25 protein-coding genes are annotated in these 23,055 nt (G+C 57.5%); 11 read left to right on the forward strand and 14 right to left on the reverse strand.

The window, feature by feature from the left end; genetic code table 11:
- Positions 1 to 128 precede the first annotated feature (128 nt).
- Positions 129 to 2,315 carry an excinuclease ABC subunit UvrB gene (gene uvrB / locus ACP15L_RS11315; RefSeq protein ID WP_425084236.1) on the forward strand — a complete coding sequence of 729 codons (2,187 nt, stop codon included), beginning with the start codon at positions 129 to 131 and terminating at the stop codon, positions 2,313 to 2,315.
- Positions 2,316 to 2,336: 21 nt separating this feature from the next.
- Here uvrB and ACP15L_RS11320 read toward each other — a convergent pair whose 3' ends face one another.
- Entirely contained in the window at positions 2,337 to 2,984 is a 648-nt protein-coding gene (locus ACP15L_RS11320; RefSeq protein WP_425084237.1) for a hypothetical protein, read from the reverse strand.
- A 304-nt stretch (positions 2,985 to 3,288) separates the two neighbouring features.
- Here ACP15L_RS11320 and ACP15L_RS11325 point away from each other — a divergent pair, with 304 nt between their 5' ends.
- Both ACP15L_RS11325 and ACP15L_RS11330 read left to right on the forward strand, forming a co-directional pair.
- Positions 3,289 to 3,996 (forward strand): ORF6N domain-containing protein, encoded by a 708-nt coding sequence (locus tag ACP15L_RS11325; RefSeq protein ID WP_425084238.1) that lies wholly within the window; start codon positions 3,289 to 3,291, stop codon positions 3,994 to 3,996.
- 47 nt (positions 3,997 to 4,043) lie between these two features.
- The gene (locus tag ACP15L_RS11330) at positions 4,044 to 4,472 is read left to right on the forward strand and encodes a hypothetical protein (RefSeq protein ID WP_425084239.1); all 429 of its coding nucleotides are present in this window, start codon (positions 4,044 to 4,046) and stop codon (positions 4,470 to 4,472) included.
- Between the two features lie 44 nt (positions 4,473 to 4,516).
- On the opposite strand, the gene ACP15L_RS11335 is transcribed toward ACP15L_RS11330, so the two are convergent.
- Positions 4,517 to 4,807, reverse strand: a complete 291-nt coding sequence (locus ACP15L_RS11335; RefSeq protein WP_170468737.1) for a hypothetical protein — start codon at positions 4,805 to 4,807, stop codon at positions 4,517 to 4,519.
- 143 nt (positions 4,808 to 4,950) lie between these two features.
- Entirely contained in the window at positions 4,951 to 5,361 is a 411-nt protein-coding gene (locus ACP15L_RS11340; protein WP_425084240.1) for an excalibur calcium-binding domain-containing protein, read from the reverse strand.
- 109 nt (positions 5,362 to 5,470) lie between these two features.
- Here ACP15L_RS11340 and ACP15L_RS11345 point away from each other — a divergent pair, with 109 nt between their 5' ends.
- The gene (locus ACP15L_RS11345; protein ID WP_425084241.1) at positions 5,471 to 5,953 is read left to right on the forward strand and encodes a HugZ family protein; all 483 of its coding nucleotides are present in this window, start codon (positions 5,471 to 5,473) and stop codon (positions 5,951 to 5,953) included.
- 21 nt (positions 5,954 to 5,974) lie between these two features.
- Here ACP15L_RS11345 and ACP15L_RS11350 read toward each other — a convergent pair whose 3' ends face one another.
- The 4 genes from ACP15L_RS11350 to ACP15L_RS11365 form a co-directional block, all read right to left on the reverse strand.
- Positions 5,975 to 6,295 carry an antibiotic biosynthesis monooxygenase family protein gene (locus ACP15L_RS11350; RefSeq protein ID WP_170378809.1) on the reverse strand — a complete coding sequence of 107 codons (321 nt, stop codon included), beginning with the start codon at positions 6,293 to 6,295 and terminating at the stop codon, positions 5,975 to 5,977.
- 111 nt (positions 6,296 to 6,406) lie between these two features.
- Positions 6,407 to 8,692, reverse strand: a complete 2,286-nt coding sequence (locus ACP15L_RS11355) for a glycosyl hydrolase family 28-related protein (RefSeq protein ID WP_425084242.1) — start codon at positions 8,690 to 8,692, stop codon at positions 6,407 to 6,409.
- A gap of 135 nt (positions 8,693 to 8,827) precedes the next feature.
- Positions 8,828 to 9,229, reverse strand: a complete 402-nt coding sequence (locus ACP15L_RS11360) for a DUF4864 domain-containing protein (protein ID WP_425084243.1) — start codon at positions 9,227 to 9,229, stop codon at positions 8,828 to 8,830.
- A gap of 48 nt (positions 9,230 to 9,277) precedes the next feature.
- Entirely contained in the window at positions 9,278 to 10,852 is a 1,575-nt protein-coding gene (locus ACP15L_RS11365; RefSeq protein WP_425084244.1) for a lysine--tRNA ligase, read from the reverse strand.
- Positions 10,853 to 11,191: 339 nt separating this feature from the next.
- Here ACP15L_RS11365 and ACP15L_RS11370 point away from each other — a divergent pair, with 339 nt between their 5' ends.
- Positions 11,192 to 13,072, forward strand: coding sequence for a hypothetical protein (locus tag ACP15L_RS11370; RefSeq protein ID WP_425084245.1), 1,881 nt, complete (start codon positions 11,192 to 11,194; stop codon positions 13,070 to 13,072).
- Positions 13,073 to 13,199: 127 nt separating this feature from the next.
- Here ACP15L_RS11370 and ACP15L_RS11375 read toward each other — a convergent pair whose 3' ends face one another.
- Together ACP15L_RS11375 and phhA are read right to left on the reverse strand one after the other, a co-directional pair.
- The gene (locus ACP15L_RS11375; RefSeq protein ID WP_170691407.1) at positions 13,200 to 13,553 is read right to left on the reverse strand and encodes a 4a-hydroxytetrahydrobiopterin dehydratase; all 354 of its coding nucleotides are present in this window, start codon (positions 13,551 to 13,553) and stop codon (positions 13,200 to 13,202) included.
- A 6-nt stretch (positions 13,554 to 13,559) separates the two neighbouring features.
- On the reverse strand, positions 13,560 to 14,360 hold the full coding sequence (phhA, locus tag ACP15L_RS11380; protein ID WP_425084246.1) for a phenylalanine 4-monooxygenase: 801 nt from the start codon (positions 14,358 to 14,360) through the stop codon (positions 13,560 to 13,562).
- A 109-nt stretch (positions 14,361 to 14,469) separates the two neighbouring features.
- Between phhA and ACP15L_RS11385 the strand changes: the two genes are divergently transcribed.
- Together ACP15L_RS11385 and ACP15L_RS11390 are read left to right on the forward strand one after the other, a co-directional pair.
- Positions 14,470 to 14,937, forward strand: a complete 468-nt coding sequence (locus tag ACP15L_RS11385; protein ID WP_425084247.1) for an Lrp/AsnC family transcriptional regulator — start codon at positions 14,470 to 14,472, stop codon at positions 14,935 to 14,937.
- Positions 14,938 to 15,016: 79 nt separating this feature from the next.
- Positions 15,017 to 15,439: a tellurite resistance TerB family protein gene (locus ACP15L_RS11390; RefSeq protein ID WP_170721088.1), complete on the forward strand. Its 423-nt coding sequence runs from the start codon at positions 15,017 to 15,019 to the stop codon at positions 15,437 to 15,439.
- Between the two features lie 2 nt (positions 15,440 to 15,441).
- Here the strand turns inward: ACP15L_RS11390 and dacB are convergent, their stop codons facing one another.
- The 3 genes from dacB to ACP15L_RS11405 form a co-directional block, all read right to left on the reverse strand.
- Positions 15,442 to 16,920 (reverse strand): D-alanyl-D-alanine carboxypeptidase/D-alanyl-D-alanine endopeptidase, encoded by a 1,479-nt coding sequence (gene dacB / locus ACP15L_RS11395; protein ID WP_425084248.1) that lies wholly within the window; start codon positions 16,918 to 16,920, stop codon positions 15,442 to 15,444.
- Positions 16,921 to 16,986: 66 nt separating this feature from the next.
- Positions 16,987 to 17,607 (reverse strand): nicotinate-nucleotide adenylyltransferase, encoded by a 621-nt coding sequence (locus tag ACP15L_RS11400; protein ID WP_425084249.1) that lies wholly within the window; start codon positions 17,605 to 17,607, stop codon positions 16,987 to 16,989.
- Positions 17,608 to 17,639: 32 nt separating this feature from the next.
- Positions 17,640 to 18,110, reverse strand: a complete 471-nt coding sequence (locus ACP15L_RS11405) for an MOSC domain-containing protein (protein WP_425084250.1) — start codon at positions 18,108 to 18,110, stop codon at positions 17,640 to 17,642.
- 138 nt (positions 18,111 to 18,248) lie between these two features.
- Here ACP15L_RS11405 and ettA point away from each other — a divergent pair, with 138 nt between their 5' ends.
- Positions 18,249 to 19,916, forward strand: a complete 1,668-nt coding sequence (gene ettA, locus ACP15L_RS11410; protein WP_425084251.1) for an energy-dependent translational throttle protein EttA — start codon at positions 18,249 to 18,251, stop codon at positions 19,914 to 19,916.
- Between the two features lie 42 nt (positions 19,917 to 19,958).
- Positions 19,959 to 20,624: a hypothetical protein gene (locus tag ACP15L_RS11415; protein ID WP_425084252.1), complete on the forward strand. Its 666-nt coding sequence runs from the start codon at positions 19,959 to 19,961 to the stop codon at positions 20,622 to 20,624.
- A gap of 71 nt (positions 20,625 to 20,695) precedes the next feature.
- Here ACP15L_RS11415 and ACP15L_RS11420 read toward each other — a convergent pair whose 3' ends face one another.
- Positions 20,696 to 21,253 (reverse strand): REP-associated tyrosine transposase, encoded by a 558-nt coding sequence (locus ACP15L_RS11420; protein ID WP_425084253.1) that lies wholly within the window; start codon positions 21,251 to 21,253, stop codon positions 20,696 to 20,698.
- Between the two features lie 204 nt (positions 21,254 to 21,457).
- Between ACP15L_RS11420 and ACP15L_RS11425 the strand changes: the two genes are divergently transcribed.
- On the forward strand, positions 21,458 to 21,664 hold the full coding sequence (locus tag ACP15L_RS11425; RefSeq protein ID WP_170378838.1) for a cold-shock protein: 207 nt from the start codon (positions 21,458 to 21,460) through the stop codon (positions 21,662 to 21,664).
- Positions 21,665 to 21,815: 151 nt separating this feature from the next.
- Complete coding sequence (locus ACP15L_RS11430) at positions 21,816 to 22,370, forward strand: L,D-transpeptidase (RefSeq protein WP_170378840.1); 555 nt, start codon at positions 21,816 to 21,818, stop codon at positions 22,368 to 22,370.
- Positions 22,371 to 22,376: 6 nt separating this feature from the next.
- Here the strand turns inward: ACP15L_RS11430 and ACP15L_RS11435 are convergent, their stop codons facing one another.
- Entirely contained in the window at positions 22,377 to 23,042 is a 666-nt protein-coding gene (locus ACP15L_RS11435) for an arylesterase (RefSeq protein ID WP_425084254.1), read from the reverse strand.
- Positions 23,043 to 23,055: the final 13 nt, after the last annotated feature.

Below are 23,055 nucleotides of genomic sequence, written 5' to 3' on the forward strand. Positions count from 1 at the left end.
TGGCTATGTTTATGCGTCACAGCATCCATTCGGACAAGTCCGCAATTGTCGCAATTGCGTGCATTGGAAATGCCCCCTTGAACCGGAACAAAAACAGATCAAAATCAGGCGCGAAAGGAATCCCCTCTATGGCCTATGCTCATTCCGACAAGACCCAGCTGACCTCAGAAGACGTCCGCGCCCGCCTCAAGCTTGAGGGCGGCAAGGCGTTTGTCATGCACACCGATTTTGCGCCCGCCGGGGACCAGCCCACGGCCATCAAAGAGCTGGCGGGCGGCGTTATGGACGGCGAGCGCGATCAGGTTCTGCTGGGCGCGACCGGAACGGGTAAGACCTTCACAATGGCCAAGGTGATCGAAGAAACGCAGCGCCCCGCCATCATCCTTGCACCCAATAAGACACTGGCCGCGCAGCTATACGGCGAGTTCAAGGGCTTCTTCCCCCAAAACTCGGTCGAATATTTCGTGTCCTACTACGACTACTACCAGCCCGAGGCCTATGTGCCGCGCTCGGACACCTATATCGAGAAAGAATCGCAGATCAACGAACAGATCGACCGGATGCGCCACTCGGCCACGCGGGCGCTGCTTGAACGCGATGACGTGATCATCGTCGCCTCGGTGTCCTGCATCTACGGTATCGGCTCGGTCGAGACCTATGGGGCGATGACTCAGGATCTGAAGGTTGGCAGTGAGTATGACCAGAGGCAGGTCATGGCCGATCTCGTTGCTCAGCAATACCGCCGCAACGATCAGGCGTTTCAGCGCGGGTCCTTCCGGGTTCGGGGTGACTCGCTTGAGATCTGGCCCGCCCACCTCGAGGACCGCGCCTGGAAGCTGTCTTTCTTCGGCGAGGAACTGGAACAGATCACCGAATTCGACCCGCTGACCGGAGAACGCGCTGCCACGATGGAACAGGTGCGAGTCTATGCGAACTCGCACTACGTCACGCCGAAACCGACGATGCAGCAGGCGATCATCGGGATCAAAAAGGAACTGCGCATCCGGCTGGACCAACTGGTGGGCGAAGGCAAACTGCTGGAAGCCCAACGTCTGGAGCAACGCACCAATTTCGATCTGGAAATGCTGGAGGCCACCGGCGTCTGCAACGGGATCGAGAACTACTCGCGTTATCTGACCGGTCGCGCGCCGGGTGAACCGCCCCCGACCCTGTTCGAATTCATCCCCGACAACGCCATCGTCTTTGCCGATGAATCCCACGTCTCGGTCCCGCAGATCGGCGGCATGTACCGGGGCGACTATCGGCGCAAATTCACACTGGCCGAACACGGGTTCCGCCTGCCCTCCTGCATGGACAACCGCCCGCTGAAGTTCGAGGAATGGGACGCGATGCGCCCGCAATCCGTCTTTGTCTCGGCCACCCCGGCAAAGTGGGAGATCGAACAGACCGGCGGCGTCTTCACCGAACAGGTGATCCGCCCCACCGGCCTTCTGGACCCCGAGGTCGAAATCCGTCCCGTGTCGATGCAGGTCGACGACCTGCTGGACGAGGTGCGCAAGGTCTCCGCCAACGGGTTCCGCACGCTGGTCACCACGCTGACCAAACGCATGGCCGAGGACCTAACGGAATACCTGCACGAACAGGGCGTCAAGGTGCGCTACATGCATTCGGATATCGACACGCTGGAACGCATCGAAATCCTGCGCGACTTGCGGCTGGGGGCCTTCGATGTGCTGGTCGGCATCAACCTTCTGCGCGAAGGCCTCGACATTCCCGAATGCGGGCTGGTCGCCATTCTGGACGCGGATAAGGAAGGCTTTCTTCGGTCCGAGACCTCTTTGGTCCAGACCATCGGCCGCGCCGCGCGCAACGCCGATGGCCGCGTCATCATGTATGCCGACAAGATCACCGGCTCGATGGAGCGCGCGCTGAACGAGACCAACCGCCGCCGCGCCAAGCAGATTGCCTATAACGAGGAACACGGCATCACGCCCGAGACGGTGAAGAAGAATGTCGAGGACGTTCTGGCCGGACTCTACGAAGGCGACGTCGACATGAACCGCGTCACCGCCACCATCGACAAACCGATGCACGGCGCCAACCTCGAGGCCCACCTGGACGGGTTGCGCGAGAAGATGCGCAAAGCCGCCGAGAACCTTGAATTCGAAGAGGCCGCCAACATCCGCGATGAGATCAAACGTCTGGAAGCGGTCGACCTCGCCGTCGCCGACGACCCCATGGCGCGGCAGTGGGCGGTCGAGAAGGCCTCGGAGGATGCCGTTAAGTCGCGCGGACGGTCAACGGCTGGACGACCGGGGCAGCGAGGTGGGAATGTGAAGAGGCGGAAGCGGTGATAGTGCTGTATAGGCTTCACTTCACCTACTCTCGCACGTCTGGACTAAGTCAGTGAGTGAGTTTTTGATTTTGTCATAGTCAACTGCTGACTCAGGCGTTGTAATTGATAGTTTTTGTGTCGGCGCATACTCTAATTTTATCGCTTCGCCCCGCATCTCATCCTCTAGGATCGTGTTCAACATAATTGCAAGAAACCGTTCTGCTGAACCCTGATCAGGTAGGGTCTGCCTTGATTCCGCCCAATGGAATGCCAATTCTGCTCGACGTTTCATAGTGAAAAGCGTCCTGTTTCCTTGCACATTAATTCTTTCGATTTCTCCAGCATTAAATGCAATAGCATTAAACCAGAAACCCGACGCCAATGATCCATCCAAACGCCCAAATACATAATTGCAGTTTGTGTCATCAAAGGCTGAGTTGACTATCTGACCCCTACCTCCATCCCACCAACCTGAATAAAGTAAGTTTGAATGCTCTATGTAGGCGGTCATTGGCGACACGTTGGATTGAACACTGGAAACATGAGAATTATCAAAACAACTTAGACGCGCTATGTCGTTTTCTATTTGCGCACAATCACCATGCGACTGACCCATCGTTGGGTAAAAAGTAAACAGTGCTAATAGCGCGAAAGCTGGCAACAATGCTCCTAGAAACTCAATTTTCATATCCAACACCTAATTTAATCGTACACGTATCAGTTTGAATTCGACTAACGTTCGAATCAATATGTTTCTGTTCGAGATTGGGGGTGTGAACGTTAAATTAGAGTGGGATAGGTTTCCAAGTTATCATTCAAGTTCATTCAACTACATGGCGGTTAACGTTCCTCTCTTTTTTCGGCACCCCGTAGGCAGTTTTGACTATCCAGAATTCGACCAATTCGAACCGGCCTCCCCACACTCCACCCTTGCAGCCCAGCGCCCTCTCCTCCACGTTTGAAATCACAAATTGTGATTCCAAACGGTTACCATGACGAACCCCAACACCCTGCCCAGCACGCATGAAGTCCAGAGCGCCATTCACCGGGTGCGCGGCACCCGCGTGGTGCTGGCCGAGGATTTGGCGCAGTTCTATGGAAAATCGGTCAGCGCCTTAAATCAGGCCGTCTCGCGCAACAAGGACCTGTTTGAGGGCTACCGCTTTCAACTGACCGACGCCGAGGTCACCGATTTGCAATCACAGAATGTGATTTCAAAACCCAAGGGCCGCGGCGGGCGGCGGGTCAATCCGTGGGTTTACACGGATTACGGCGTGGCCATCGCCTCGGCCCTGTTCAAGGACCCGCGCGCGATCAAAATCACTCGGATGATCACCGAGGCCTTTGTCGACGGTGCGAACGCTCTGGCCGAGACCCCGCGCAGCCTGCCCGAAATCCTGCCGCCCGAAGACGCTCCTGCCCCGCTGCTGCCCAATGGCGCGCAACTGCGTGATCTGGCCGAAAACATCCTCGATTCCGGTAAGCAGAGCCTTGTTGACTATATCGCCAGCCCCAGCACCAATCGCAAACAGGCCGTGGCGGCGATCATGAAGACGCTGGCCGAAACCGCCAGCGAAGATGTCCGCACCCAGCAGGAACGCCTGCGTCTGAGCATTGCCCAGCGCCTGGCCACCGGTGACTATGCTGACGATGATGATCGAAAGCGGCTGTTGGACTTGTTGAATGCAATGAAGGGTTAGCCCGTCTCACACTTGCCAAAGGGCAATCTGCGGCTAGGTTCCTCTCCATGCGCTTTGTCCTGCTCTCACTGCTGCTCGGCAGCCCCGCCTATGCGTGGAACGCCACGATTGGCAAGATCTGCACGTTGACACACGAGACCGAAGCAGAGGAGATCCGGCTCACCTACGATCCGGCGCAGCCGCTCTATACCCTTGAAATCACGCGCCGCGCCGAAGGTTGGACGCAATCACCTTGGTTTGCCATGCGGTTTGAAGGCCCAAACCCGATTGAGATCGGAACGCCACGACACACGCTGTCGGACGATGCGATGTCGTTGTTCGTCTCAGACACCGGCTTTGGCAACGTCTTGGACGGCCTCGAGTTCAACCAAACGGCCTATGCCTTCACGCAAGACCACCTGAGTGAATTCTCACTGGAAGGTGCCGCGCCAGAGGTGCGCAAGTTTCGCACCTGCGCAGCGTCGCTGCTCTCGTAGCGTTGCCTGAAGCGGCGCGGATCGGCCTGTGGTCAAACGTGCCTTCAGCCTTTGTCCCAATGGGCAATCACGTCAAAGCCTGCCGGGGTTGGCGGCGCTTCCATGAACTCGGCGAAATGCCCCCAAAGCTCGGCCACTTTTGGGGCGTTTGCGTTCGAGATATCCTCGCTTTCGACCACCGAGATCACGTATCCCGTGCCGTCCTCGTTCATGACGTTGGTAAAACAGTGCATGCCGGGCATGCCCATGATTTCAGATTTCAATTCGTTCATCTTCGCCGTGGCCGCCTCGCGCGTGCCGGGCTTCATTTTAAATTGAGTTACGCGTGCAAACATCTTTGTCCTCCCAAGCTGGGCAAAATTGCCCGATGGAGGCACCAAACTGGTACCAACGCCGCGCATCATAGCATGAACTGGCAGATTCCCGCAGCGTCACAGGCCAAGCGGTCGCGGAAGTAATAGCCCTCAACCCACGGGTTTTAGGGCTTTATGAACTTGGCGTTGCCCAAGGACCTTTGGCTGGCGCTGGTTTCGCGGGGCATGGTCGTGCTCGGCGAGGGAGCCTGCGCCACATCCGGTCCACAGGCCAGTCCGTCACCGTCGGGGTCGTTGCGAGGATGATATCCGGCATAGCCTTCGTAAAACGTTCCAAAACCCATGGACCGAGAGGCATCGCAGCCGGCCAGCGCGATCAGATGGACCATAGCTTCATCCCGACCATAGTCCGAAAGGCGCACGAACATGTTGAAAGAGATCAACGCGACGGTCAGCGGCAGGCACAGAACCATAAGCAGAATACGCACCGGAGAGAGTGCGCGTCGCCGGGCGGCTTCGGCCCGGCGCTGACGTTTGGTCGGCAAGGGTTCGTCCAGATTGGATTTGCGAAACATCATGCCATCGCGATACAGGGACTTTGTGGCGAAGCCGAGGCAGAACACGGCTCGCACACAAAGATCAGCGGGTATAGGATTACCCTCACGCTCACCAATGCGAGGCACAATGCCAACCAAAGACCCCTACCAACCGCTGGACGACACCGCCCGGGGCCTGATCCGCGAATTGATGGATGCGGCGACCCATGCCGCGCTGGCCGTTCTGAGACCGGGTACCGCTATGCCATCCGTATCGCGGATCGCTCTGGCGACAGATGCCAAGGGGCAACCGATCTCGCTGATTTCAAGCCTGTCGGATCATAGCCGGGCGCTACAGAACAACCCGGCCTGCGCCCTTCTGGTCGGGGATCCTGGCCCTAAAGGGGATCCGCTGACGCATCCCCGGCTGACCTTACACGCGATGGCCCGTTTAGTTGCAAGAGGAACGGAGGACCATGACAACCTCCGCCAGAGGTATCTGTCATTGCGCCCGAAGGCTAAACTCTATGCTGATTTCGCAGACTTCAGCTTTGTCCGCTTTGAGATTGAAGATGGGCTGCTGAACGGCGGGTTTGGCAAAGCTTACCGTGTCGAAGCTACAGACATCTGACACCGGGACACCGGACCTGAGTTAATTGAATGTCTCAGCCACATCATACATGACCGGCTCGAAACTCTTGCATAGCTCGTTGATCTTGCGGTTGCGGTCGCGCATTTCCGGGGTGCGTAGCATGGCCAGAAAATCCTCGCGCCGTTCCCATTGCGAATAATTGGCAATCCGGGTCTGGGCGTCGTTGACATGCAGGCCGGCCGATACAAATCCCGGCTGTTTTGAGATGAAGTCGGAATAGGCATCCGTCAGCGCCTCTAGCAGGTCCTGACAGGTGCCGGGTGTCATCTCAAATGTCGTGATAACGGTCTGAACGCTGGCGGTTTTGGCTATGGTCGGCATCTGGGTCCTCCTTTGGCTTACCCTCAGCCTAGCACAGGAATCCCAAACGTCTTGTCTTTCCTGCTGCCCAAAGCGAAGCCGCCCCGAAAACGGGGCGACTTGCAGGTATTGTTACTCTTCCAGACGCATCTGTACCGAGACATCGCCGCTCAGGCTTTCGGCCCAGCGCAATTGGACGGCATCGCCATTGCTGCCCTGTTCGACATCGGCATAGGGAAAGGAATAGCGAACCGACCCAAGCGCCGTTCTGAGCGGCCCCAGAACCGCCACCGCGTCGCAACTGCGAGCCTTGGCGCCAAACGGCAACCGACCGTCCGAGTCGATGGTCCAGACCTGCGAGGCCGAGTTCTGGCTGTGCCGCACCCGCAGCGGGTTTTCGACCTTGGCGTCAATCCCGTGATAGGTGTTGTTGCTGAACGTTACGTTGATGTGCTGATCCGCATCCAGATCCGCAAAGGACGTATCCACGCGGTCGGCGCGCTCTAGGTCCGTTCCGTTCGAGCGGAACTTGTTACCGGTCACCGCCAGCCCGTTCAGAAAATGACCCGGACCGTGCGGACGGATCACAATATAGCTGAACCAGGGCGGCGCTTCGCTGGAATAGAAGATATTGTCGGTGATGCTCATGGCACTGAAGGAATAGCCCGAGACATAGGCGGGCGTCGTGTCACGCTCATTCGTCCATTGCACAAAGCAATTGTCTACGTAGTTCTCGGCGATGGTCGAGCTGTTATAGGTGCCGATCATGATCAGCCCTGCGGTCCGCACCCCTTGCGGAATACTGTCGCCCTGGAAGAAGTGGTTGCCAAGGATCATGTTGTTGTCGCCGCCGATAACCGCAAAATGCTTGAAGCGCACTGCCCGGTTGTGGCGGATCTTAACGTCGTTCGAGGTAGTGTTCAGCGCGATGGACTTGCGGTCCGGGACAATGAAGGACTCTTCCGAGGACAGGAACTGGCAATTGTCGATCAGCATCCCTTTGCAGCCCGTCCCAATCGAGGTGATGCCGCGATCCAGCGGACGGCTGATGAAACAATCCGACAGGGAAAACGTGCTGCCCGCAGGTGCCAGACGAATGGCGCTACAGCGGCCGTTGCACTGGAACTCGATCTGTTCCATCCCGAACTTACGCAGCACTCCGAAATTGCCGAAATCCAGCAGGTATTTGAAGGACACGAAGGTGAAGGTCTGGGTGCCTGCCGCATCATACATCGGTGCGTTCAGCGTCAGCTCTCCGGCGCTTTCATCCTTGCCGCGCACGTAGATCTCGCGCCCGACGCCGCTACCCTGAACCAGCGAGCCGATGGGGATATTCGCCACGTTGGCCACATTGGTCAGACGGGTCGAATCCGCCGGATCATAGGTCGCGACCGAGGTGAAGGTCTCGGTATCCCAGGCCGAGCTGCTTTTGACATCGAACTGACCGTTACGGATGACGCGACGGGTCGAAAACCCCGGCCTGTTGGGAACGGCGGCAAACATGTCGATAGGGGCCGTCACTTCGATCTTGCGGCCGCCCAGATCCAGCGATTCATGGTCCGAGTTGTTCAGCAGCGCCTGAAACGCCTTTTTGAAGGCCAGTTCTTCATTCCCGAACGCGGCAATATAGGCGGGCAGGTCATAGTTTTTCAGCAGCAAAAGCATCTTGTCGTCAGGCATCGTAACTGTGCCCTGAAACTCGACCTCCGAGGACAGGGTGGTGTTCTCGGCCAGACGATAGGTGCCTTGGGGCACAAAAATGCGCCGGCCTCCGGCGGCCTGATCCGCTGCCTCGAACGCGGCCGAGTCGTCGGCAATGCCGTCGCCCACCGCGCCATAGTCGCGCACGTCCACACGGCTGATGATCTCACGCAGGAACACGCCGGTAACGTCGGTGATCTCCAAATCATCGACGCGGATGACGGCCCCGTTGGCGCCCTCAATATCAATGCCGAAATGACCGTAGAGCGCACTGACACCCCAAGCCATGTCCACACCCGGACGTCGCCCGGTGCCCACAATCGCGGTGATCTCGGTCACCGCGCCGTAACTTGTCAGCTGGGTGGCTGGACCTTGCTCGATCACGCCTGTCAGGTGGGTGTCGCCTGCTGCACCGGCCCAGGCGGCGATCCGCACTTCGGGCAGAGGGCCACTGATCGCCTTGACCCGCGCCTTGATCTGCAAATAGCACCCCGGCAGGATCTGGGTCTGGCCCACGTAGCGCAACTGCTGCGGACTGTTGATCTTCAGGATCTCAAGACAGCCGCCAAAATCCGCATCCGACGGCACAAATGCCCCGGTGCCCGAGCCATCATAGGTCGGTGAGCCCGGCGTACCATCGCCCGCAGACCACACGCCCAGACCGTTTTCGAAAGCAGGCGGCATGAACACAATGCCGTCGGTGATTGCCTTGTTCATAGAAATCCCTTTCCTCGTCGCGCGGCCCAATGGCTGCACGTTCAAACGCCGTGTTCAGGTCCATCCCGAACGCGACGATCTGAGTATCCAAAAGGGATTAACCGCCACTCATACGACCGTGACGGTGGTGTTGCATCAGGCTGCAGGGTCAGCGCGACCCAATAGCTGCACGCCGTTGATCTTCCAGCCATTTTCCTGCTGGATCATCTGATAATCGAGAATGTGAACCGCGCCATCGCCATCGGTGATCATGACCTTCTGCCACAACGCGTCTGCGACCTCGCGCAGTTCCAGAAACCGCACATCAGAGGGACGCCAGACCATGGGATAGCCATTGCGTACCATCGCTCCGAAATTGTCCGGGTTTCCGAATAGACGCTGGATATTGGGGCTGGCAAAGGTAAAGGCCGTGGCGAAATCATCCGCCTTGAAGGCCTGAATCTGGGCCGCAATATTGGCCTCGATCTCGGCGCTCTGGGCAGACGCACCCGAGGCCAAACCGGCGCTCAGGGACAGGGCAAGCAGTAAACGACGCATGGGGCTACCTCCTGTCGGAACGGTAGCCCCATGCGGGATCAGGTCAAATCAGACCAGTTCTCCGGCCAAGGCCTTGTCGATCAGTGCAATCGTTTCCGGCACGCCATAGAGGGCAATGAAGCCGCCAAAACGCGGGCCTTGCGAGGCCCCCAACAGCACCTCGTAGAGGGCGGTGAACCAGCCACGCATCGGGTCAAACCGCTCGCGCCCGATGGAATAGACCACCGATTGCAGAGCCTCATCCTCGGCCGGGCCGTCATAGGCCTCGAGCGCGGCCTTGAGCGCCTCCAGCGCTTCGCGCTCTTGATCCGTCGGGGCGCGGTGTTTGCGCGTTGGTTTGACGAAATCGTTGAAGTAGCGCACAGCAAAACCAGCCGCCTGATCCAGATCGGGGTGGCTTTCTGCCGTCGCCTCAGGCGCGTAACGGCGAATGAAGCCCCACAGCGCCTCCTTGTCTTCAGCCCCTGAAACCGAGGCGAGGTTCAGCAACATGGCAAACGGCACAATCAGGGTCGATTCCGGGACATCTCCGCCATGAATATGCCAGACCGGGTTGTTCAACTGCGCCTTCAGATCCTGCCCCGGATAGGCTCGCAACTGCTGATGATATTCATCATAGGCTTTGGGAATGACGTCAAAATGCATCCGCTTGGCCGTCTTGGGCTTTTGATACATGAAATACGACAGGCTTTCCGTCGGTGCATAGGTCAACCATTCGTCAATCGACACACCATTGCCGGACGACTTCGATATCTTCTGACCGTTTTCATCCAAAAACAGCTCATACGAGAAATGCTCGGGCGCTCGGCCACCCAAAGCACGGCAGATCGCGTCATAGATCTTTTCGTTGGTGGCGTGTTCCTTGCCGTACATCTCGAAATCGACACCAAGCGCAGCCCAGCGTGCGCCAAAGTCCGGCTTCCACTGCAGCTTTACGTTGCCGCCGGTCACGGGAACGGTCCATTCCTTGCCCGTCTCATCATCAAAGGTCACGGTGTAGGTTTCGGCACATACCTTTTTCATCGGCACATACATCACCCGCCCGCTTTCGGGATGCAGAGGCAGGAAGATCGAATAAGTTTGCTGCCGTTCTTCGCGGAGACTTTTCAGCATGATTGCCATGATCTCGTCATAGCGTTCGACAGCGCGCTTTAGGATCTCGTCAAATTGTCCGGACTCGTAGAATTCCTTGGCCGAATAGAACTCATACTCGAACCCAAAGGTGTCGAGGAATCGGCGTAGCATAGCGTTGTTGTGCGCCCCAAAGCTTTCGTATTCACCGAATGGATCGGGAACCGAAGTCAGCGGACGCTGCAGGTGCTGCTCCAGAATCTCCGGGTTCGGCACGTTGCTGGGCACTTTGCGCATGCCGTCCAGATCGTCCGAGAAACAGATCAGTTTCGTCGGGATATCCGACAGGGCCTCGAACGCGCGCTTGACCATCGTGGTTCGCGCGACCTCCCCAAAGGTGCCGATATGCGGCAGACCCGAGGGGCCATAGCCGGTCTCGAACAACACAAACCCCTTCTCCGGAGCGTTCTTCTGATAGCGTTTGAGCAACCGGCGCGCCTCTTCGAAAGGCCAGGCCTTGGACGACATTGCGGTTTCACGCAGTTCAGACATCAGATTTGCTCCATCGGGAAAAACAGCGCCGGTCGCCCTTTGCAACCGACCGGCCCCTCCTATTGTGCCGGTGCAGCATGAGTCAATAAAAGCACGGGGTTTTTCTAGCGCCGCCCACTGCAAATAAGCATAAGCTCAGTGTGCAGAACCATTTTGAAATCCCGGGCAACGCGGTAACCTTCCGAAAAGATACACTGCACAAGCACGAGGTGCCTGATGAACCGCCCAGATATCTTTGCTTTTTTGCTCATCCTAGCGGTTAGCATCGCATCCGGCCCCAGATCGGCAACGTCGCAGCCAAGCGAAGATGTACAGACTTGGCCGAGAGGGGCGCTGCGGTTGGAAACCCCCATTCCCGACCTAAGTGCGTTGAACCACCAGCCTGCCGGCCGTCACGGTAAGATACAGGCCGTCGGCGATGAGCTTTTCTTCGCGGATGGTACCCCGGCCCGATTTTGGGGGGCGAACCTTCAAGCCTATGCGCTGTTCACGACCGAACCTCGTTTCATGCGGGCCCATGCCCAACGTCTTTCTCGGTTGGGCTTCAATCTGGTGCGCATCCACCACCACGACTCGCATTGGGTGCAACCCAACATCTTTGGCAGCGAAGCGCAGACAACCCGCAAGCTCGATGCCTTCTCATTGAAAAAACTGGACCAATGGATCGCGGCACTAAAGGCCGAGGGCCTTTACATCTGGCTCGACCTTCATGTCGGTCGCAGCTTTACAAACGAAGACGGGGTCGAGGATTTCGAAGAGATCGCCAAGGGTGAGACCTCGATTCGCGTCAAGGGATTCAGCTACATTTCACCCAGTATCGAAGCGCTGATGCTTGATTTTCAGGACAAGTATCTACGACACATCAACAAGATAACCGGGTTGTCCTACGCAGAAGATCCTGCGGTCATTGCCGTTATGATCACCAACGAAAATGATCTGACACATCATTTCGGAAATGCGTTGCTGCCAGACAAGAACGTCCCCCGGCACAACGCAGTCTATATGGCGGCCGCGCGCGAATTTGCCTTGGAAAATGGCATTGACCCGGAACTCACCTGGCGATCGTGGTTGCACGGGCCGTCCAAGCTGTTCCTCAACGAACTTGAACGCCGCTTCAATGACCGAATGATCGAGAATATTGAAGCCACCGGGTTTGAGGGTCTGATCACCACAACCAGCTTGTGGGGCGGGATGTCGGTCGCCGGGCTGCCCTCTCTCACGCGCGGCTCCATGGTTGACGCGCATAGCTATGGAAGCTCGGGAGAAGTTTTTTACGACCCAAGAACGCGATCCGGCTTTCTGGATTGGCTGTCCATTGGACAAGTGGTCGGAATGCCGTTCAGCGTTTCCGAGTGGAACATCGGCGAATTTCCCGGCGACGACAGGTTTATTGCACCACTCAGTGTCGCCGTGCGCGCCGCCCATCAGGGATGGGATGCCCCTATCGTCTATGGTTATGCGCAGCAGCCCTTGAATGGCCCGCTTCGCCCCACCAACTGGAGCATGGCCGAAGACCCCGCGATGATGGCCATGATGCCTGCGGCTGCTCTTCTCTATCGGCAGGGCCATGTGCGCCTTGCGGAAAAGACTTATGCCCTTTGCCCCGATCACGAGGCCTTTTTTGGCAATTCGATAACGCCGGCATCCTCGGTCGGGATACGAACAATCGTCGAGCAAAGTAGATTGGTCACCTGTATGCCGGACACGCCGGCACTGCCTTGGTTGCAAGCCTCGGTACTGGAGGAGCAGCAACATGAAATACTCGATACCGAACACTCTTACCTGGAACCGGACGCTCAAACCGTTGCGGCGGATACCGGTGATTTTTATAGGGCATTCAACGATGGCCTGATTGTCATCGACACGGCCAAGACCCAGGCCGCCGCAGGACACCTTTCGGACAAAACGGTCGCAACCACGAATGTAGCTTTCGAGGTCGAGAACCCAACTGCGGCTGTTGTTGTCCAAAGTCTTGATGATGAAGAGATTACAACTTCAGGACGTATTCTGGTCTCACTGGCCGGCCGCGCAGTTCCGGAAGAACTCTCCTTCCGGATTGAGCCCTTAGTCGGACGGCTTCAGATAAAAGCATCGCCTAGGCTAACGCTTCGCTTCCCCGACCAGAAAAAAGCCGCCGTGGGAGCACACAGTTTTCAGGACGGTATGCATGTCATTGACCTTGAAAAATTGGGCGCCGGGAACTGGTTTTATCTCGAATAGAAATCCGGGGGCAGCATGAAACCCGTGCGCACCCACATTCCAATTGAACCTTCCAACTCCCCCTCCTGTCGTGTCGGTGCAGCATGAGTCAAAAAAGCACGGGGTTTTTCTTAGGGCCAAGGCCGATTCAACCGGTCAACTGGTCCAGTTTCGCCGCCCAGATAAAGTCATTCTCGCTGAGTCCGCCGATTTCATGGGTTGTCAGCCTGACATCCACATAGCCCCAGCCGAACGAGATATCGGGATGGTGGCCCTGCTGATCCGCCAGCCATGCACAAAGATTGGCCAGATATGTCGCCTTAGCGAAACCCTTGAACGCGAAGTGGCGGCTAAGCTCGGTCGACCCGACATTCAGTGTCCATTCCGATGACAGCTCGCCCATATGAGCATTCGCCTCGTCTGCCGTCAGGGCTGGAATGCCGCCGGAACAAGGTACGCACGTACGGTCTGACAAGTTGCAGGTTTGTCCTGTTGTGGTCATTTTCGATCACTCCGCTGCTGTTGCTTTGGGTGGGAACTTGTTGGGCAATAGACCGAGCGACTGCGCCTGTCTTACATCTGCCAACAGGTCCCTGTCAGCCGCGGCGAACAGCGCCTCGGGGTCTTGCAGAACAAAGTAGCCCATTTGGTGCATGTCGATTCGGTATGGAGTACGCAGAATCGTCAGCACGTCAAACGGGTCTCGGTCGGGAATGTCGCTTTCGACCGCATAAACCAGTTCAGTTGGCGAGGACGCAAGCCCCGAACCCAGCGCTTTGATTTCACCATCCTGCCACCGTAACCCGAACTCGACCGAAAACCAATAAAGCCGGATCAGCCAGGCATAGTCCTTTGGCTCAGCCTGCACCCCGGCCTTGCCGATGGCCCTACTGAACGCCGCAAATCTGGGATCACTGAGCAAGGGCGTATGCCCAAAGATCTCATGAAAGATGTCCGGCTCTTCAATATAGTCGAAATCCTCGCGTGAACGGATGAAGGACGCAGCCGGAAACACCCTGTCGGCCAGCATCCCAAAGAAGGTTTCGAACCCAATCAGCGCTGGCACGGGCTGCACCCGCCATCCGGTCAGGTCAAGTAAGCGCTCTGAAATATCCTTGCAGGAAGGCACACGGGTCTTCGGCAACTCCAACCGTTTCAGGCCGTCGAGATAGTCGCGCGCCATGTATTTCTGCACGTTGTCCTGCTGCGCCGAGTAGAGATCAGCCCAAACGGCGTCCTCTTCAGCGGTATACGCGATATGACCCTTCGCATCGGCGATTCTAGCGCGGTATTTCGTTGTTTTCGGCATCTTCTCCTCCCCCTCACAGATATTCTATTCAAGGGAGGTGGCGAATTCAGTTTCTATAGATAGGAAGATCGCTTATAGTTGAACGGATCATTTCGCATTGAGGTTAAAATTGGCACAAACGTTTCATACTGCCGATCTAGCCATCCTGCAACAGCTGCAAACCGACGGCCGATTGTCGATGCAGGAACTTGCAGACCGCACGGGCCTGTCGGCCTCGCAATGCTGGCGTCGGGTGCGGGATCTTGAGGCCTCAGGCGTTGTATCGGGCTACACTGCGCAGGTCCGCGCCAAGTCTGTCGGACTGAACGCCATTGCCTATATCCACGTCGCGTTGCAGAGCCATCAGGAAGACAGCATCAACGCCTTCCTACGGCTTGTTGAAACCGAACCTCAGATCGTGGAATGCGCGTCGATTACTGGGGATCATGACTTCCTCCTCAAGGTCTACGCCAAATCGCCCGAAGATCTTGAGCTTTTCATAATGCAGCGCCTTTTGAAGTCAGGTCTGGTGCGTGACACCCGCAGCAATTTCGTGTTGCGCCAGACCAAAACGCGGGGGCCATTGCCAATTCTCTGACGCGCGCCAGCAAAAGCCGTTGAACCTGCCCGCCAGCCCTCCTATCGTGCGACGGCAGCAAATGACTCAGGACGACCCAATGACCGACCAAGTACCACACCCGATGTCTCCGCAAGATTGCCTTGTGGCGATCATGGTCGCGATCTCGGCGTCGGATGAGACAATCCGCACCGCCGAACTGGTCAAGATCGAAGGCGCGGTGAATATGCTGCCTGTTTTTGCGGGTTATGACATCGACCGCACCCGCCGGGTTTCGCAAATCGTGTTCGACCTGTTCGAACAGGAAGATGGTTTGGACGCCCTCTTCGGCCTGATCCGTGACAACTTGCCCGAACGCTTGAACGAAACGGCCTATGCACTGGCCTGCGACGTTGCCGCCGCAGACGGTTCACTGGCCGAAACCGAGCTGCGTTTGTTGGAAGAAATCCGCTATGAGCTGAACATCGACCGCCTGCACGCAGCCGCGATCGAACGCGGTGCCCGCGCGCGCCACACGATTTAGGTTCAACTGCCGTAGAGAGACCCCCAGCGTTCAATCAACGCCCGCTGCAGCTTGCGCGACCGGCGGTTCCAACTACGGGCACCTTCGGGACGCTCGCGTTGTTCGCGCGGGATCGTGGCGCGGTGGTCCACATCTGCCGTAAAAATCGCAAAGGCCAGTTCAGACCCGTCAGCCGTGGTCAGAAACCCACCAAGACCCGAAACGAAGTTCAGCGTTCCGGTTTTTGCATTCACCTTGATGGGGTGATCCTTGACCGCCCGACCCTGACTATCAGTCAGCGTGAAAGGTTTGAGCAGCGGCCGCAGCGCCCCGGTTTTGCGCGCCGCAACAAGCGCCTTCACCAGATCACCCGGAGGCATGCGGGACGCATCACCAAGACCAGAGTGATCCACCATGGCGATTTGGTTGGCACCATAGGTCTCCGCCGCCCAGCGGTTCATCTCAGCCGCCGAGTCCGCCAGATCACTCGGCCTCACCCCGCGTGCTTTAGTAACCGCCATACCAACCATTTCTGCCGTCAGATTGGTCGAGTATTTCAGCATCCCGCGCAGGATGCTCTCTAACCGGTCACTCTGATGCACAACCAACGTAGTGCCCTGCGGGGTTTCCTGCGTGACTTGCACCCGACCCAGAACAATCCCGTTTGAGCGGGCAAGCGTGCGAAACACATCGCCCGCATAAAGTGCAGGTTTTCGAACGGGTAACCAACGTGCGCCGCCGTTGCCCAGCGCGCCTTTGGCCACGGTCCAGCGGTCCTGACGTGCGCTGGGTTGATAGGTGTAGATCGGCAGGCTGCGCGGTTCGACCCGCATCACAGCCATATCTACATCCGGACGGTACTTGGCGCTGCGCGCATCCATCGTGACGTTGTAATTCGTCCCGGCCCGCTTCCATTCGAAATGAACGCGGTTGAAGTTCAAAGAAATTCCACTGATCGCCGGGCTATAGCCCAGATGATCTGGCTGCCCTGGGTCGATGCTGAACACATAGGGCAAGGCTCCGTCATAGACCTTGAACGCTCCGCGCACCTCGGTCACCCCGGCCTCGCGCAGATTAGCCGCCATGCTTGCCAATGCATCCGTATCCAGCAGAGGATCGCCGCCACCGACAAGGATCAAGTCGCCCTTTAGAATGCCATTCTCAATTGGCCCATCCGCCAGAAGCTTGGTCTCAAAGCGATGATCTGGCCCCAGAACGTCCAACGCATAGAGCGCGGTCAGCGCCTTGCCCACACTGGCCGGAGGCAACCCGGCCTCACCCCCCAGCGCCTCAAGCTGGGTGCCCGTCTCAACATCTGCCACTGCAAAGATCACATCGCCCCGCAGCCCGGCTGCACGAACGAACCGCTCGGCCCCGGTCAGCTGAGGCCCTCGGGCCTGAGGCCGCAAGGATACCAAAGGCGCCTGCGCCATGGCAGCCGCAGGGACCGCAGCTGCGCTCAACCCTGCCAGAAACAAACGTCGTGAAATACGATCAACCATGGGTCAATTAAAATCCCAGAGATGAAATTTGGACAACCATTGCATGAGAATATGCAGGCAATGTGGCTATTCGGGCAACACTCCGTTTGCCCAGATGCCGCGATTGCGAAGTTCAGTTGAACTGAGATTGACCATCGGCACATTCACGAAACACCACCCCGGCGCCTGCGCGCGCCCCAATAGATGCCGCGCCTGCCCGTCAATTCTGTAGGGCGCATAAACCCGTGCTGCTGGCGACATCCGCGCGGAAATCCGATCCCCCGGTCGCGCCACAACGCCCACGGGGACGCGGTCCATGATCTGCCGCCAGTCCTTCCACCGATGAAACTGCGCCAGATTGTCGGCCCCCATGATCCAGACGAACCGAACCCGAGGATAAAGCCGCCGGAGGGCCGCCAGCGTATCCGCCGTCGCTTGTGTGCCTGTCAGCGCCTCGATATCCGTCACGTCCACCCGAGGGTGCTGCATCACCGCCCGCGCGGCCTCTAACCGACGTGGCAAAGGCGCAGGCCCGCGCTGTTTCAGAGGGTTACCCGGAGAGACCAGCCACCACACACGATCCAAACCGAATGCTTTCATCGCCTCAAGCGTGACATGCACATGCCCCTGATGCGGAGGATCAAAGGACCCTCCGAACAGCCCAATGACCTGTCCGGGCCGAGCATAGGGTATCTGGCTGCGCAACATCCCTTGCTGTTGTTCAGAACTGCAGCAGCTTGTCAATCAACAGGTTGCACCGCATCGCCCACCCGAACCCGTCCCGGACGCACCACTTCCGCACACCACCCGCCATGCCCGCGCACGGCAGAATAGCCGCCTTTTCCCAGCGCTTCCTCCATCCGGCTGCAAGGTGCGCAGATCACGTTAAAACGCAGAACCGCCTCGCCCACCTGCACCTCACGCCCCTTCAGAGCGGCCAGATTGATCCCCGAAACCACCAGGTTGCGCCGCAATATCTCTGGCGCAATCGGCCCATGTCCAAGATACGAGCCAATCGTCGCCAAATGCTCCTGCTGGATCAACGTCACCGCCCGCTTGCCCGTGCGACTGCGATCTCCATCCAAACCATCAGCGGAAATCATAGCGTCGCCTAAAGTGACGATCTTCGCCCGTCGGGCTGGACGCAAACCAATCCAATCGACCCGACCGGGCTTTGCCCACCCGTCAATCAATTCCGCAAGTTCTGACATCTCACACGCCTCTCAAACCGAAGCCACTCTAGCCCGCCCAAGGTCTCAGCAAAAATCACGAAACCACCAGCTTGCCCCGCCCGCCCCGCTTGGATATCAAGCGTTTCAAGCTGATTTCCCCGACCCAGAGGACGCGACATGGCCGCCTATCAATATGTCTACCACATGCAGGGTGTCTCCAAGACCTATCCTGGTGGCAAGAAGTGCTTTGAAAACATCCACCTGAGCTTTCTGCCCGGCGTGAAAATCGGTGTCGTCGGCGTCAACGGCGCGGGTAAATCGACACTGATGAAGATCATGGCCGGCCTTGATACGGATTTCACCGGTGAGGCATGGGCGGCCGAGGGCGCCAAGGTGGGCTATCTGCCGCAGGAACCGCAGCTGGATGAATCGCTGTCGGTCCGCGAAAACGTCATGCTGGGCGTCGCGGCAAAAAAAGCCAAGGTGGACCGGTTCAACGAGATCGCCATGGAGATCGCCGAGAATTACTCGGACGAGTTGATGGAAGAGATGACCACCCTGCAGGACGCGATCGACGCGGAAAACCTGTGGGACCTCGACAGCCAGATCGACGTCTCGATGGAGGCGCTGCGCTGCCCGCCGGACGATGCCAACATCGCCAACCTCTCGGGGGGTGAGAAACGCCGCGTGGCGCTGTGCAAACTGCTGCTGGAAGCGCCCGACATGCTGCTGCTGGACGAACCGACCAACCATCTGGACGCCGAGACCATCGCCTGGCTGCAACAGCACCTGATCGACTACAAGGGTACCATCCTGATCGTCACTCACGACCGTTACTTCCTGGACGACATCACCGGCTGGATTCTCGAACTCGACCGGGGCCGCGGCATCCCCTACGAGGGCAACTACTCCGCATGGCTGGAACAAAAGGCCAAACGCCTCGAACAGGAAGCCCGCGAGGACAAGTCCAAGCAGAAGACCCTGCAACGCGAGTTGGAATGGATGCGTCAGGGACAGAAGGCCCGCCAGGCCAAATCCAAGGCCCGGATCAACGCCTATAACGAACTGGCCGAACAGTCCGAACGCGAAAAGCTAACCCGCGCCCAGATCGTCATCCCCAACGGCCAGCGCCTTGGCGGCAAGGTGATCGAGGTCGAGGGCCTGTCCAAACACATGGGCGACAAGCAACTGATCGAAGGGCTGGACTTCGCCCTGCCCCCCGGCGGCATCGTCGGCGTTATCGGCCCCAACGGCGCCGGTAAATCGACGCTGTTCAAGATGCTGACCGGTCAGGAACAGCCCGACAGCGGCACCATCACGCTGGGTGACACGGTCGAGCTGTCCTATGTCGACCAGTCCCGCGATGACCTTACCGACAACGACACCGTTTGGGAGGCAATCACCGGCGGCGCCGAGATCATTCAACTGGGTGACGCGCAGGTCAATTCCCGCGCCTATTGCTCGTCCTTCAACTTCAAGGGCGGCGATCAGCAGAAAAAGGTCTCACTGCTATCCGGCGGTGAACGCAACCGCGTCCACATGGCCCGCCTGCTGAAAGAGGGCGGTAACGTCTTGCTGCTCGACGAACCGACCAACGATCTGGACGTCGAAACCCTGCGCGCGCTGGAAGACGCCTTGGTCGATTTCGCCGGCTGCGCCGTTGTGATCTCACACGACCGTTTCTTCCTCGACCGGATTTGCACGCATATTCTGGCGTTTGAGGGCGATGCCCATGTGGAGTGGTTCGAGGGTAACTTCGAAGACTACGAAGAAGACAAAAAGCGCCGTCTGGGACCGGATGCACTGGAGCCCAAGCGGCTGAAACACAAGAAGTTTGCGCGGTGATTTTCGCTTGAAATCAGTGCTCTAAGCTCCCATCAGGGGTCTATGAACACTACTTTTCGTTTCGCGAATTGGTCGCTAACGGCAATTGGGGCGCTAGCGACTTTCGTAGGTTTGTATGAGTATTTTTGGGCTACTAGAACTGCACCCTATATCAACACGCACATTACATCCTGTTCACCCGAACAAGTAAGCGACGGCCTCGGCAATCGCGAAGCTGAAAGGCAAGAATTTCTTCAGTTCTTGAACGACAATGCATGGTCTTTGGTAGTTCTCGACCTGATCGTGGATCATGATACGTGCGATCATCCTGATGCAATTTACTACTCAGCAGAGTTTCCGGGCGTAGTGGAGTTCGAACTTGGACACGATGATCGCCATCTTCCAAGTTTGGGAAGCCACGGTGAATATCGGCAGGTAGGCGACTTTCACGACAGATCGTGGCACTCCACTGTTAGGTTCGAACAAGAACGCTTTTTTGATGACGTTATCGCCAATAGTAGTTTTGGTGACGATAAAGGAGCGCACGGGATCGTCGGTGTATTCTTTATCTCAAACATGAGCCACGAAGAAGGTTTGAATCGGTATGTGATTGTCCCGGTTCGCTATTCGTCGAAGAATGCGCTCGTTTTTTCTTGCACCGTTGCGATTGAAAGTTCCAACAGCAAGTTCGCGCGTCTTGGAGCATATATCTCCGAATGTCTTTTCTAGTAACAAGCATAGGACTAGGTTTAACCCCATCCTAAGGTTCTCCGTACGTGCCCACGGTGATGTTGCCTCCACTATGGACCCACCCGACCCGCACGGATATCGCGATGGATCGACGAATACGGCCAATCGGTTGGATGTTGTACGAACTCATGCTTGACCGGATTGCTCCAACAATATGCCATGTGATTGCGGTAATCCGTTTCATCACAGATACGGTGCTTCCAAAACTTGCGTTGCCAAGAAGTCGCTTCGCGTTTGTTCTGCCGTAGACCGGGCTTCAGCTCGGCAAATCTGCCAGTTGTCACGACGCTCAGGTTTGACGTCGCGGGTGCCGGGCTGAATCCCGACCTACGACTTGTTTTGTTTACACGCATGGTTAATCGCGCTGTGATCGCGCCCAAACGCGTCGAGTAATCCGCATCCCCCGGTGGCGAACTCCAAATTGCGTGCAAACAATTGGGCAAGACCACAAACGCATCGCACCACAAAGACAGCTCATATCGTGGCGCCCCAAAAGCCGCACGCGAATGCGCAACGTTTCGCACCAAAAAATCGGACGACCTGTCGGCCAAAGAGACATTGAAGAAATACTTCGCTCCGAGTATTCGAACGCGGCGGTAGTTTCTCATAAAGGCATCCCAACGCGCTTATGGCTGCCAACGCGTCAACCGATTCAACCCTTGCCACATCCCCACCCCAATGCCATATCCAAAGGGCTAACGTTTTTCTATTTCGACCCACTGTCTCCTTCTACGGCGCTCAGTCATTCGATCCAGACCGACGACGCCAGGCTGCCGCATCCACGTGGGCAGCACTAAACAGGAGACACGGATATGCCTGCAGGCACCGTAAAATGGTTCAACACCACCAAAGGCTACGGCTTTATCGCACCCGAAGATGGCGGCAAAGACATCTTCGTTCACATCTCAGCCGTCGAACGCTCGGGCCTGACCGGTCTGGCCGACAACCAGAAAGTCACCTACGAGCTGCGCTCGGGCCGTGACGGTCGCGAAAGCGCGGACAATATCGAGCTGGCATAAGCCACTCAGACGGGCGGGGGTAAACCCCGCCCTTTTTTGTGGCCGTAAGGCCTCATATCACAATTTCGTAATATCTGCCCCATAATTGACCAATTAAGATATCATTCTGGAATTCGAGTGATGATTTTTCAGGTCAATTCAAGAGGCGCACATGTTCACACGTCGTGTTTTTCTGGCCGGAACGGCCCTGAGCCTTCTCCCTGGTATTGCCGTTGCCAAGAAGGCTGCCGAGTATGATCCCACACCGCAATTTGTCCGGATCAAAAAGCAGTTTCAGCCGGGGCAACTGCTGGTCGTGCCGCGATCATTCTATCTGTATTACGTGACCGAACCGCGCAAGGCGGTCCGCTATGGCTGTGGGGTCGGCAAAGCCGGGTTGGAGTTCACCGGCACTGCGACCATCGACGTGAAGAAGGAATGGCCCACCTGGCGGCCTACGCAAGAGATGATCGAGCGGGATCCGGTGGCCTATGCCCGTTTCAAGGATAACGACTATGTTCAGCCCGGCGGGGGGGACAATCCATTGGGCGCGCGGGCGCTCTATCTGTTCCAGAACGGGGTCGACACCTATTTCCGCATCCACGGCACAACGCAGCCGCAGACGATCGGACGGGCCGCGTCCAACGGATGTATCCGGATGATGAACGAACACGTGGTAGATCTCTACAACCGTGTGCCAATCGGAACGGTTGTCACAGTCGTCTAACGACCGCTAGCCCTGTTCACCCGACATCTTGACCAGTTCCAGCACGGATGGGCCAAGCGCCTCGACAATCTGCGCGACGCCTTGGGCATTCGGGTGAATCCCGTCCGGCTGCATGTATTGGCTGACGGCGTTCGGATCACCACCCGAGGCGAGACCGTCAAAGAAACTTTCGGCGTAGAGGACATCAAACTGTTCAGCCAAATCCGGGTAGATCGTGTCGAACGCCTGTTTGTAGTCCGGTCCATAGTTGCTGGGCGCCTGCATGCCGATCAGCAACACGTCGACATCGTTTGTTTCGGCCGCGCTCAGGATTGCGGTCAAATTGGCGCGCGACAGGTCGGGGTCGAGGCCCCGCAGCAAGTCGTTGCCACCCAGCGCGACTATCATCGCGTCCACATCCGGCGTCAAAGTCCACTCGACCCGCGACGCGCCGCCTGCCGTTGTGTCCCCCGAAACACCCGCGTTGATCAACCGAACCTCAGCGCCGTTTACCTGCAGCCAGCGTTCCAGCTGTGGGACGAACCCATCCTGTTCGACCAACCCATAGCCTTGGGTCAGCGAATCCCCCAATGCGGCAATCACCACGGGCTCGGCTGTTGCCGTATAGCCCCAACTGACAAACAGCCCTGAAACCAGAACCTTGCGAAGAGCTGCAAACGCTCCATATCCCAATAGACTGCCCTCC

This window comes from Ruegeria profundi, assembly GCF_049800715.1.
In the GTDB taxonomy this organism is placed as follows: Bacteria; Pseudomonadota; Alphaproteobacteria; order Rhodobacterales; family Rhodobacteraceae; genus Ruegeria; species Ruegeria profundi_A.

Excerpts from the sequence above, each read along its gene's own strand:
- uvrB (WP_425084236.1), top strand. The coding sequence starts at position 129 with ATGGCCTATGCTCATTCCGACAAGACCCAGCTGACCTCAGAAGACGTC.
- ACP15L_RS11345 (WP_425084241.1), top strand. The coding sequence starts at position 5,471 with ATGCCAACCAAAGACCCCTACCAACCGCTGGACGACACCGCCCGGGGC.
- dacB (WP_425084248.1), bottom strand. The coding sequence starts at position 16,920 with ATGGTTGATCGTATTTCACGACGTTTGTTTCTGGCAGGGTTGAGCGCA.
- ACP15L_RS11400 (WP_425084249.1), bottom strand. The coding sequence starts at position 17,607 with ATGTTGCGCAGCCAGATACCCTATGCTCGGCCCGGACAGGTCATTGGG.
- ettA (WP_425084251.1), top strand. The coding sequence starts at position 18,249 with ATGGCCGCCTATCAATATGTCTACCACATGCAGGGTGTCTCCAAGACC.
- ACP15L_RS11425 (WP_170378838.1), top strand. The coding sequence starts at position 21,458 with ATGCCTGCAGGCACCGTAAAATGGTTCAACACCACCAAAGGCTACGGC.
- ACP15L_RS11360 (WP_425084243.1), bottom strand. The coding sequence starts at position 9,229 with ATGCGTCGTTTACTGCTTGCCCTGTCCCTGAGCGCCGGTTTGGCCTCG.
- ACP15L_RS11320 (WP_425084237.1), bottom strand. The coding sequence starts at position 2,984 with ATGAAAATTGAGTTTCTAGGAGCATTGTTGCCAGCTTTCGCGCTATTA.
- ACP15L_RS11405 (WP_425084250.1), bottom strand. The coding sequence starts at position 18,110 with ATGTCAGAACTTGCGGAATTGATTGACGGGTGGGCAAAGCCCGGTCGG.
- ACP15L_RS11375 (WP_170691407.1), bottom strand. The coding sequence starts at position 13,553 with ATGACCACAACAGGACAAACCTGCAACTTGTCAGACCGTACGTGCGTA.
- ACP15L_RS11415 (WP_425084252.1), top strand. The coding sequence starts at position 19,959 with ATGAACACTACTTTTCGTTTCGCGAATTGGTCGCTAACGGCAATTGGG.
- ACP15L_RS11330 (WP_425084239.1), top strand. The coding sequence starts at position 4,044 with ATGCGCTTTGTCCTGCTCTCACTGCTGCTCGGCAGCCCCGCCTATGCG.
- ACP15L_RS11325 (WP_425084238.1), top strand. The coding sequence starts at position 3,289 with ATGACGAACCCCAACACCCTGCCCAGCACGCATGAAGTCCAGAGCGCC.
- ACP15L_RS11390 (WP_170721088.1), top strand. The coding sequence starts at position 15,017 with ATGACCGACCAAGTACCACACCCGATGTCTCCGCAAGATTGCCTTGTG.
- ACP15L_RS11430 (WP_170378840.1), top strand. The coding sequence starts at position 21,816 with ATGTTCACACGTCGTGTTTTTCTGGCCGGAACGGCCCTGAGCCTTCTC.
- ACP15L_RS11340 (WP_425084240.1), bottom strand. The coding sequence starts at position 5,361 with ATGTTTCGCAAATCCAATCTGGACGAACCCTTGCCGACCAAACGTCAG.
- ACP15L_RS11355 (WP_425084242.1), bottom strand. The coding sequence starts at position 8,692 with ATGAACAAGGCAATCACCGACGGCATTGTGTTCATGCCGCCTGCTTTC.
- ACP15L_RS11335 (WP_170468737.1), bottom strand. The coding sequence starts at position 4,807 with ATGTTTGCACGCGTAACTCAATTTAAAATGAAGCCCGGCACGCGCGAG.
- ACP15L_RS11365 (WP_425084244.1), bottom strand. The coding sequence starts at position 10,852 with ATGTCTGAACTGCGTGAAACCGCAATGTCGTCCAAGGCCTGGCCTTTC.
- phhA (WP_425084246.1), bottom strand. The coding sequence starts at position 14,360 with ATGCCGAAAACAACGAAATACCGCGCTAGAATCGCCGATGCGAAGGGT.
- ACP15L_RS11420 (WP_425084253.1), bottom strand. The coding sequence starts at position 21,253 with ATGAGAAACTACCGCCGCGTTCGAATACTCGGAGCGAAGTATTTCTTC.
- ACP15L_RS11350 (WP_170378809.1), bottom strand. The coding sequence starts at position 6,295 with ATGCCGACCATAGCCAAAACCGCCAGCGTTCAGACCGTTATCACGACA.